This is a genomic window from Salinibacter sp., assembly GCF_042218895.1.
Lineage (GTDB): Bacteria > Bacteroidota > Rhodothermia > Rhodothermales > Salinibacteraceae > Salinibacter.
This window is the reverse complement of sequence record NZ_JBDGQQ010000050.1, coordinates 1-9360: the sequence shown is the minus strand read 5'-3', so window position 1 is coordinate 9360 and position 9360 is coordinate 1. Positions and strand designations below refer to the sequence as shown.

The following is a 9360-nucleotide window of genomic DNA, read 5'->3' as shown; positions in this document are numbered from 1 at the left end:
GACCAGATGGAATCCGACGACCACAAACGCGTGTCGCGACGTCGCTTTCTTCATTCGCTCGGGATCGTAGGGGTCGCGGGCGCCAGCGGTTCGCTCCTCGCCGCGTGCGGAGGCGGGAGCGGCGACTCGTCCGGCTCCGGATCGGCGAGCAGTACGGCCTCGGCAGGGAGCTGCTCGGACCTGTCCGGGCTCTCCGATCAGGAGAAGAAGACCCGCAAGCAAATGGTAAAGTCTCTCCAGTACGTGAAGAAGTCCCCGAAGGAGAAAAAGAACTGTGCGAACTGCCAGCTTTACCAGAAGGCCAAGTACGGCGAGGGCTGTGGCGGATGCACCCTGTTCCCGGGCCCCGTCAACGCGAAGGGGTATTGCAACTCCTGGGCACCCGCCGCCTGACCTGGTTTTGGGCCCGCCGACGTGCTTTTCGGGCAGGGCCGCCCTCGCCTATCGGTCCCCGACGCGTGGTCCCTCGGACGCTCGCCCGGAGCGGCGCAGCGAACGGAGCGGGCCGCCGAGCCGTAGGGCCACCCGGCCTGTCTTCCGACCAATTGCTTCCCTCCCATGTCCAGCGATCGCTCCGACGACGTTATTGAGACGGTCGCCGACGGGCTTCGCCTGCAGGTCGGCGACCTGCCCGGCGACTACGTGCCGGCCCTGCTGAAGGCCCGCCCCGCGGCGTACGTCGTCGGCTTCGTGGCGGGGGCGAGCCGCGCTATGGACGTGCCTGTCGGCAACCATACCATTCGCACCCTGGAGCGGGGGTGCCGCCAGGGCCTGCCCCGCGAGGGGGACCTCGGGCAGCGGCTGGCCGACGTTGCCACAGGCATCATCCTCGAGGGGGACGTGACCAGCGACCCGGAGCTTGCGGCCCTCCGCGAGCAGGGAGAAGCGGAAGGGCGGGCGTTCGTCGAGGACCGGGAGCCCCCCTCAGGGCTCCGCGCTCTGGCGCGCGAGTGATCCTCTGGGGACGCGAGCATGCCCGCCACCCCCCCCTTCTCGTCTCTGCTCGCACGCCCGCGCCGCCCCCGATGGCGTACCGCACCCCGGCGGATCGGTTCGAGGGCCTTCCGGCGTTTCCGTACGCCCCGCGCTACGTCTCCGTCCGGGACGACCTCCGGATGCACTACGTCGATGAGGGCACGGGCGCCCCCGTCCTGTGCCTCCACGGCGAGCCCACCTGGGCATACCTCTACCGCCACATGATTCCGCCGCTGGCCGAGGTGCACCGGGTCGTGGTGCCGGACTTCATCGGCTTCGGCCGCTCGGACAAGTTGACGGCGGTCGATGCCTACTCGTTCTCCGTCCACTACGAGGCCCTGGCCACGCTCATCGAGGCGCTCGGGCTTTCGGAGGTTACCCTGGTCGTGCAGGACTGGGGCGGGCTTTTGGGGCTCGCCTACGCGGCGCGCCGGCCGGAGCGCATTGCGCGGCTCGTCGTCCTGAATACCTTTCTTCCGACGGGGGCGGAGGAGAAGAGCCCCGCCTTCCGGGCGTGGCGCCGGTTCGTCGAGAACACGCCGGACCTTCCCATCAGCCAGGTCGTCCGGCGGGGGCTGGCCGCCCCGGACCGCCTCTCAGGTGCCGAGGCGGCCGCCTACGACGCCCCGTTTCCCACGGCCGCCTCGAAGGCCGGGGCCGTGGCATGGCCGCTCCTGGTGCCAATGGAGCCGGGCGGCCCCGTGGCCGATGCCATGCGGGAGACGCGGCGGTGTCTGGCGGAGTGGTCGAAGCCGGCCTTCGTCCTCTTCGCCCCCGACGACCCGATCCTCGGCGGGGCCCGCGAGTTTTTTCTCGATCTGCTCCCGACGGCCCGCGAGCAGCCCGACGTCACGATCGGCGGCGCCGGCCACTTCCTTCAGGAGGAGCGGGGCCCCGAGATTGCCCGCCACGTGCTCGACTTCATGGCCCGTACGGCGTAATCCGGCAATCTGCCGGCACGGGCCGCGGGCGCGCCCTCACGGCTCGGTCCGCTCGCCCGGACGGACGACGCGCACCATGCCCGCCGGCAGGTCCGGAACCCAGCAGCCCCGCGTTGCGCTGCAGACGAAGTCGGCCGGCCCTTTCCAGTCCGGAAGCTCGATGGTCGTGACCGCGCCCGTGCCGGTCGCCTCGACCCGATGGAGGGCCGGCGTGGGATTATCGGCGCCCTCCGGGCCCCAGTCCGAGATGAGCAGCGTCCCGTCCGGACGCAGGGCCACCCCGTCGAAGCGTCCCTTCTCCACGAGGGTGCGGGAGGAGGTCTCCTGCACCGTTCCGCCGGTGCCGAGCGTGAGGGTCCACAGCGTCCCGCCCTGGGCCCCGCCGAACGTGACGGCATACAGCGCGCGCCGGTCGGCCGCGTACGTCAGCCCGTTCACGCCCGGCACCTCCGCCTCAAGGGCCGTCGCCGAGCCGTCACTCAGGTCGACGCGGTAAATTCGGCCCTGGTCGGACGCCGACACCAGGAGGGTCTGGGCGTCCAGCACGGCCACGTCGTTGAGGAACGACACGCCCTTCTCTTCGAGGCTTATGCCGGCAATCTTCGTGCGCGTGTCGAGGTCAAACCCCACCACCCGGTCGATGTCGGCCGTGTAGAGCCGCCCGTCGAGCACGACGGTGCCCTTCGGGGCGTGGAGCGCCGCCTCGCCCGACGCAGACGGGAGGTAGCGCAGGGTCTCAACCGTCCCGTCCGCCGCCAGGCGTGCGATGAAGCCGTCTCCATCCTTTGCCGAGGGGGCTAGTTTTTTGCCGATGTTGGCGGCGTAGAAGGCACCGCCGTTCCCACGGGCGACACTCTCAGGGTGCATCAGCCGGTCGATCATGTGCCCGTCCTGCGGGACCTTCTGGGCCTGCCCGGACAGGGGAAGAAGCAGCGCGGTGGCGAGGAGAACGAAGCTGCACGGAGAACGCATGGCACTACGGGAGCTGTTTGCTCAGGGTCGGTCGAACGGTGCCTGGGCCCCTTCCGTCCCCGGGAGCACCGTCACGCCTCCCGGACGTAGAAAATGTAGCCCGTGGACGGCGGCGCGACGCCGGCCTCGCGGAGCACGAGCGCAATTTGGGCGCGGTGATGGGTGCTGTGGTTGACGACGTGGGTGAGAATGTCCCGGAGGGGCGTCTCAAACGGCGTGCCCTCCGAGTTCACGTACGCGACGGCCCGGTCGAGGTCCTCCGGCGAGCACCGCTCGAGGAGCGCCTCCCAGCGCCTCGCGCTCGCCCCGGCCCGTTCGGCGCACGCCGCCAGGTCCTCGTCTACCCAGAGGGACAGATCGGCGTGGCCGGTGCCCTCCACGCGTCCGCGCCACATGTCCTGAACCCGGAGCAGGTGGCTGAGCAGCTCGACCGCCCGCCCAGGCTCCGCGTCGGCGTCCTGCATCGCGCTTAGGACCCGGCTGTTGGCCCACCGGGCATGCCGGAAGAGCGACGCGAAGTCACCGAGGTCCCGTGCTGGAGGAGGCATGCCTGAACGGATTGAGGAACGGAGAACAGAAGGGAGCGGCTTTAAAATGATCGTCCAGCCGCGTTCCTGTCAACTCGATTCCTGCCGCCCCTAGGAGCGCGTCGAGAAGGGCGCGCCGAGGCGGAGAGGCCCGGGCTCGAACAGTCGGCCCGCCTCGCCGTACGCCCCTGTGCTACGTTGTTTTTGCCTGCACCGGGCAGCCCGGCGCTGGATCCGAACACTCATTCCCCTCCTTCTACCGCCTATGCACGAGACCCTTGACCTTCCCGACACGAACGTTTTCGGCGTTGAATTCAGCGGTACCCTGACCGAGGACGACTACGACGCTTTCGTCTCCACCATCCGGGGGGCGCTCGAGCAGCACACCACCGCACGCGCCCTGCTTGTGATGGATGACGTAGACGACTGGGACCCCGAGGAGCGCTGGGAAGAGCTGTCATTCGACGTCCGCCACCTGAGCGACCTGGACAAGGTGGCAGTCGTGGGGGACGATCTGTGGGACACGTGGCTCGAGAAGGTCGGGGTCCTCTTCCCGATGTCCGAGATTCGGACCTACGCGGAGGCGGATCGGGAGGAGGCCCTGGAGTGGATTCGGGGCGACATGGAAGTGCCGGGGGTGGGGCCGGGCAGCGTAGCCGATCCGCAGGCCGGCGCGCAGGACCAGGACGACGAGTAGTTCCTTCTCTGACCGTCTCGCGTCCCCGACCGATGCCGTCCGCCGACCTTTCGGATACCGAGTCGCGAGTGCTCCGCGCCGTCCACGCGAAGGAGGGGGCCGACCTCTACGACCTGGCCCGGGCGGTGGGCACGGGCCCCCGAACGGTCCAGGAGGCCGTGCGGCGCCTCGCCCGCGACGACCTCGTGCACGTCTCTGAGCGAGGGGCCCACGTGCAGTGCACGCGGTCGGGCGACCGGTGGGTCCGGCAGCACGAGGCGACCTGACCCCAGCGCGAAGCGGCCCGAAACGACAAAAGGCCCTACCGGTCGGGCAGGACCCATCGCGCGCTCGGCACAGTGGTGGAGGTCGCTGGAGCCAACGACCGGACTCGAACCGGTGACCTGTCCCTTACGAGGGGACTGCTCTACCAGCTGAGCTACGTTGGCTGGCGGGAAATCACAAGTTGTCTCTGCCGGGTTCCAGAAGGATACTCACGATTGGCCCTGACCGAAGATCCTGGGCTCGGACACTTTCACTGCCGATTAACGGCCGCCCCTCGCCTCCGCGTCCTTCCGCTGCCCGACATCGTTCGATGGCCCACGCCTCCCTGATGACCCACGCCCCTCGATGATCCGTCTCGACGCCGTCACGAAGCGCTACGGCGAGACCTACGCCGTGCAGGAGATTAGCCTGACCGCCCGGGCCGGCGAGACCACCGTCCTCATCGGGCCGTCCGGCAGTGGAAAGTCGACGCTGCTCCGGCTCATGATCGGGCTCGCCGAGCCGGACGCCGGCACGGTGGCGGTGGACGGCCAGCGGCTCGCCCGGACGAACGTCCAGTCGCTACGCCACCGCATGGGCTACGTCATTCAGGAGGGCGGCCTCTTCCCGCACCTCACGGGCCGGGACAACGCCGCCCTCCTGGCCCGCCACCTCGGCTGGTCGGAGGATCGGATCGACGCCCGGATTGAGGAGCTCACGCAACTCGTCCAGCTCGATCCGGACCGCCTCTCGCAGTACCCGAGTGAACTGTCGGGCGGGCAGCGCCAGCGCGTGAGCCTGATGCGCGCCCTCATGCTCGACCCCGACGTGCTGCTGCTCGACGAGCCGCTCGGGGCCCTCGACCCGATGATCCGCACCGACCTGCAGGACGACCTGCGCGACATCTTCCGGCGCCTCGGCAAGACCGTCGTCTTCGTGACCCACAACATCGGGGAGGCCGCCTTCTTCGGCGACCGCGTGGCCCTCCTTCGCCAGGGCCAGATCGAGCAAACGGGGTCCATGGCGGGCCTCCTCGACGATCCCGCCTCCCCCTTCGTAACGGACTTTATCCAGGCCCAGCGCGCTCCGCTCGAACACCTCGCCCCCGGCTCCTAGCGTCCCTGCACCGATGGCGTCTCCTTCCTCCTCCTCAGTAGCTCGGCATCGAAGCGACATGCATACGCGGATGCGCACAGGCCCAGGCCGGAGTGCCCCGCGTGGAGGCCCGCGGGCAGCCTCGCTTCCGGGCGCCGGCCTTCCGGGTGCCTGCGCATTTCTGCTCGCGGCCCTCTTTCTTCTTTCGGGCCCGGCACGCGGGCAGGCGCCCGACTCCGCGCTGACGGTCGGCTCCAAGACGTTTACGGAGAACGTGATCCTGGGCTGGATGGGCACGCACCTGATGCGGGCGAAGGGCCTGAGGGTCGTGCACCGGGAGCAGCTCGGGGGGTCGCGCTTCCTGTGGGAGGCCCTCCTCCGGGGCGACATCGACGCGTACCCCGAGTACACCGGCACGCTGCTGCAGGAACTCCTTGCCGGCTCGAACGTCGACCGCGACGCGCTGGCCGACACGCTGGCCCGCTACGGCGTAGCCATGACCCAGCCGCTCGGCTTCAACAACACCTACGCGCTCGGCATGCGCGCCGCCCAGGCCGAGTCGCTCGGCATCCAGACGATTGGGGACCTGCGGGAGCACCCCTCCCTTGCCTTCGGCTTTTCGAACGAGTTTATGGACCGGGCGGACGGCTGGCCCTCGCTGAAGGCGGCCTACGATCTCCCCCAGTCCGCCCGCGGCGTGGACCACGACATCGCCTACCGGGGCCTGGCCAGCGGCCAGCTCGACGTAATCGATCTCTACTCGACCGACGCCGCCATCCAGCGCTACGACCTCCGCGTTCTGGAGGACACAAGAGGTCACTTTCCCGCCTACCGGGCCGTGTTTCTCTACCGGCGCGACCTTCGGACGCGCGCCCCCGCCGCCGTGTCGGCCCTACGGCGGCTGGAGGGTCAGATTCCAGCCGACACGATGCAGGCCCTCAACGCGCAGTCGAAGGTCGAGCAGGTGGATGCGGCACGGGTGGCGGCCCGCTACGTGTCGCGGACGTTTGGGATAGGCGTAACCGCCAACCCCGACACGCGCTGGGAGCGGCTCCGCCGGTACACGGCCGATCACCTTATCCTCGTAGGTCTCTCCCTCGGGCTTGCCCTCCTCCTGGGCATCCCGCTAGGCATCGTGGCCGCCAGGCGCCGCGTGCTCGGGCCCGGCATCCTGGCGGTGGTGGGAATCATCTACACGATCCCGGCGCTCGCCCTGCTGGCCATGATGGTTCCCCCCCTCGGCCTGGGGCGCGTGCCGGCCGTGACGGCCCTCACCCTCTACAGCCTCCTGCCGATCGTGTGGACCACGTACACCGGCCTGAAGGACATTTCGACCGCCCTCCTGGAGTCGGCCGGGGCCCTCGGCCTCTCCGCAGGGGCACAGTTGTGGCGGGTCGAGCTTCCCCTTGCCGCCCGCTCCATCCTCGCGGGCATCAAGATTGCCGCCATCATCAACATCGGCGCGGCCACGCTCGGCGCCCTCATCGGGGCCGGCGGCTACGGCCAGCCCATCCTCACCGGCATTCGCCGGGCCAACCTGGGCCTCATCCTGGAGGGCACGGTCCCGGCGGCGGTGCTCACGATCATTGCGCTCGGGCTGCTGGAGGGCCTCGAACGCCTGCTCCTGCCGCGGTCGATGCAGTCGTGACGCTTTGCGCCTCAGTCGACGCAGAAGTAGCGGTCGTGGTGCCGCTTGCACCCTGGATTGAACGCCGTCCCGCACGCCGGGCACGTGTGCTCCGCCTTCAGGTACTCCTCGATCGTCAGCACCGTCCTGCATTGACCACACAGGACGGCCGACGTGTCGAACTGGTCGGGCGGCCACCGCTCGGCCTCGTGGTCGGCACAGTCCCGGTGGCACGCGTGGCACGGATAGAACACGTCGCAGCACGCGAAGCGGAGGGCGATGACGTCCGTCGGGCCGGGGTAGTGGGCGCAGCGTGTCTCCGGCCCCACCCCCACGCCGCGGAGGGGCACGCCGAACCGCTCGTCGGTGGCCGGCGCGCAGGCGGTGCGGCGCGAACCTCGCCGGGCACGCGGTTTTTCGCCGGACGCTTGTCGATCGGACGGTGGCTCGTCGGCGGTCATTGGTGTGTAGGGGAGCGGTGATGAAGCCGATTGGACCGATGCCCGTCTACTCGTCCCGAAAGCCCGCCGCTAGGGCGTGGCGCTGCCTGTGAAGCAGTCGACCGAGGCCCCGCGTCCAAAACGGAGCCGTGCCGAGGCCGAGGGCCCCGAGCCCCGCGACGACGAGGAGCGTCGGCCCCAGGCCCACGCCTACCGCGAGCGCGAGGGGAAGCCCCATCACGACCAGGGCTCCGAGGGCGCCGTAAAGAAACGACCCCGACGAGGTCCCTTGGTAGTTGAAAAATGCGGTCTGGTCGAGTTCAATCGCTTCTCGGCGCCACATCGCCATCAGGATCAGCGCGGGGGCGGTCACGCCCAGGTTGTACACCAGCAGGGCCGTCAGGGTCTCAAGTAGCGACGGGGCCAACACGGCAACGATGGGGCCCACGATCAAAAGCGGGACCGTGCACAGCCCCGCAACCGTGAGAAACTGAGCGCGGATGAGCGTAGAGGAGGAGACGGGAGACAGGACAAATTGATCGAAGTGTCTTCCGTGCCACGCGTATCCGAACTGCCCGTACATAAGGCCGAGGTATCCGCTCAGGAGGAATCCGAACACGACCTCGTTGAAGACCTCCATGTCGTCCTCCACGACTCCCAAAGAAAACACCGCGATCAGGAACACTCCCAGGAGCAGCATCTGGCGGGGCCGCTTGTTGCGCAGAATGAGCTTCAGGTCTAGCAGCGCTAGCGACGCCACCCGTCCCCACCCGCGGCCTCGTCCCCGGAGCAGTGCGCCGGGTTGCCCGCGCGTCCGCCCCGCGTCCTCCAGCACGCTGTCGAGCCGGCCGCGGAGCGCCCGATGGGCGGCCCAGGCCATTCCACTCGCAGTTCCGAGCAGGACGAGAAGAGGAGCGATGTGCGTCGCTGCGAGCCCGCCGAAGAGCCACGCCGACAGGGCCCGAAGCATTCCGCCTCCCGTCCAGTAGCCGGCCGCCACGACGACCGCGAGAAGGCCGGCCGCGCCGAGCACGAGCCCGGCGCGTTGGTCCCAAACGGCCCGCAGAAGGCTGTTCAGAAACTGCGTCGTCGCCACCAGTAGGAGCGCCCCCACGGCCCAGCATGCCGCCCCCATCGCCGAGGTTGCAGGACGCACCGTGCTCCCCCAGAGGGCAGCCAGGACGACGACCGGCAGCAGGTTCAGCAGACTCAGGGACGAGAGCACCTGCATGATGCGGACGACCTGCGGGCGCCGAAGGGGGAGATGCAGATACGGTCGCACGTCGCTTCCCGCCGACCGTTGCAGGAAGAAGCGCATCGGAACGAGACCGATCGCGCCGTACAGCAGAACCTCGTTCAGTAGCCGGAGCGGCTCCTGCTTCGGCGCCACCTCCGCCACAACCTGCGGATAGAACCACCCCGCCGTCACGAAGAGCCCCCCGAAGTACACGGCGGCCAGCAGGAGGAACAGCCCCGCAATCAGGCTTCGGCCAAAAGTCGTTGAGCGCCACTGGCGCATCCATTGGTGGCGCAACGCGTCGAGGATCGTCATGACGAATCGGTTCGGCAGCGTAACGCGTCGATGAGCGTCTTCTCGGTTTCCGTTTTGTCTCAGATCGGCTCGTTCTCGCGGAAGCCCTCCAGCATCTCACGCCGGTGTCGGTTCAACCGACGGGCGAAGGGCCGCACCGTCCAGAGGACGCCCAGGAGCGCCCCCGTGCTGGCCACCGCCACCACGGCCGCCGTTCCCCACCAGGCGTCCAGCAGCAGAGCGGCGAGGCTGATGGCGATGAGCAGGACGAGCAGGGGCAGATACCGCAGGCCGTGGACGTCGGTGTTCATC

11 protein-coding genes, 1 tRNA gene and 1 pseudogene are annotated in these 9360 nt (G+C 69.2%); 7 read left to right on the top strand and 6 right to left on the bottom strand.

The window, feature by feature from the left end:
* The 3 genes from ABEL04_RS05445 to ABEL04_RS05435 form a co-directional block, all read left to right on the top strand.
* Positions 1–393: high-potential iron-sulfur protein (locus ABEL04_RS05445; protein ID WP_375801372.1), on the top strand; the 393-nt coding region annotated here is incomplete at its 5' end.
* Between the two features lie 165 nt (positions 394–558).
* Positions 559–954, top strand: coding sequence for a hypothetical protein (locus ABEL04_RS05440; protein ID WP_375801371.1), 396 nt, complete (start codon positions 559–561; stop codon positions 952–954).
* 71 nt (positions 955–1025) lie between these two features.
* Positions 1026–1916, top strand: coding sequence for a haloalkane dehalogenase (locus ABEL04_RS05435; protein ID WP_375801370.1), 891 nt, complete (start codon positions 1026–1028; stop codon positions 1914–1916).
* 36 nt (positions 1917–1952) lie between these two features.
* On the opposite strand, the gene ABEL04_RS05430 is transcribed toward ABEL04_RS05435, so the two are convergent.
* Both ABEL04_RS05430 and ABEL04_RS05425 read right to left on the bottom strand, forming a co-directional pair.
* On the bottom strand, positions 1953–2888 hold the full coding sequence (locus ABEL04_RS05430; RefSeq protein ID WP_375801369.1) for an SMP-30/gluconolactonase/LRE family protein: 936 nt from the start codon (positions 2886–2888) through the stop codon (positions 1953–1955).
* 71 nt (positions 2889–2959) lie between these two features.
* Complete coding sequence (locus tag ABEL04_RS05425; protein WP_375801368.1) at positions 2960–3436, bottom strand: DinB family protein; 477 nt, start codon at positions 3434–3436, stop codon at positions 2960–2962.
* Positions 3437–3680: 244 nt separating this feature from the next.
* On the opposite strand from ABEL04_RS05425, the gene ABEL04_RS05420 reads away from it, so the two are divergent.
* Both ABEL04_RS05420 and ABEL04_RS05415 read left to right on the top strand, forming a co-directional pair.
* Positions 3681–4112: an STAS/SEC14 domain-containing protein gene (locus ABEL04_RS05420; protein WP_375801367.1), complete on the top strand. Its 432-nt coding sequence runs from the start codon at positions 3681–3683 to the stop codon at positions 4110–4112.
* Positions 4113–4144: 32 nt separating this feature from the next.
* Positions 4145–4378: a helix-turn-helix domain-containing protein gene (locus tag ABEL04_RS05415; protein ID WP_375801366.1), complete on the top strand. Its 234-nt coding sequence runs from the start codon at positions 4145–4147 to the stop codon at positions 4376–4378.
* Between the two features lie 86 nt (positions 4379–4464).
* Here ABEL04_RS05415 and ABEL04_RS05410 read toward each other — a convergent pair.
* Positions 4465–4540 (bottom strand) — tRNA-Thr (locus ABEL04_RS05410).
* A 181-nt stretch (positions 4541–4721) separates the two neighbouring features.
* On the opposite strand from ABEL04_RS05410, the gene ABEL04_RS05405 reads away from it, so the two are divergent.
* Both ABEL04_RS05405 and ABEL04_RS05400 read left to right on the top strand, forming a co-directional pair.
* Positions 4722–5471: an ATP-binding cassette domain-containing protein gene (locus tag ABEL04_RS05405; protein WP_375801365.1), complete on the top strand. Its 750-nt coding sequence runs from the start codon at positions 4722–4724 to the stop codon at positions 5469–5471.
* A gap of 70 nt (positions 5472–5541) precedes the next feature.
* Complete coding sequence (locus tag ABEL04_RS05400) at positions 5542–7098, top strand: glycine betaine ABC transporter substrate-binding protein (RefSeq protein WP_375801364.1); 1557 nt, start codon at positions 5542–5544, stop codon at positions 7096–7098.
* Positions 7099–7109: 11 nt separating this feature from the next.
* On the opposite strand, the gene ABEL04_RS05395 is transcribed toward ABEL04_RS05400, so the two are convergent.
* The 3 genes and pseudogenes from ABEL04_RS05395 to ABEL04_RS05385 all read right to left on the bottom strand — a co-directional run.
* The gene (locus ABEL04_RS05395) at positions 7110–7538 is read right to left on the bottom strand and encodes a CHY zinc finger protein (RefSeq protein WP_375801363.1); all 429 of its coding nucleotides are present in this window, start codon (positions 7536–7538) and stop codon (positions 7110–7112) included.
* Positions 7539–7584: 46 nt separating this feature from the next.
* Complete coding sequence (locus ABEL04_RS05390) at positions 7585–9069, bottom strand: DUF5687 family protein (RefSeq protein WP_375801362.1); 1485 nt, start codon at positions 9067–9069, stop codon at positions 7585–7587.
* A gap of 59 nt (positions 9070–9128) precedes the next feature.
* Positions 9129–9360: pseudogene (locus ABEL04_RS05385) on the bottom strand (hypothetical protein); the annotation flags it as partial.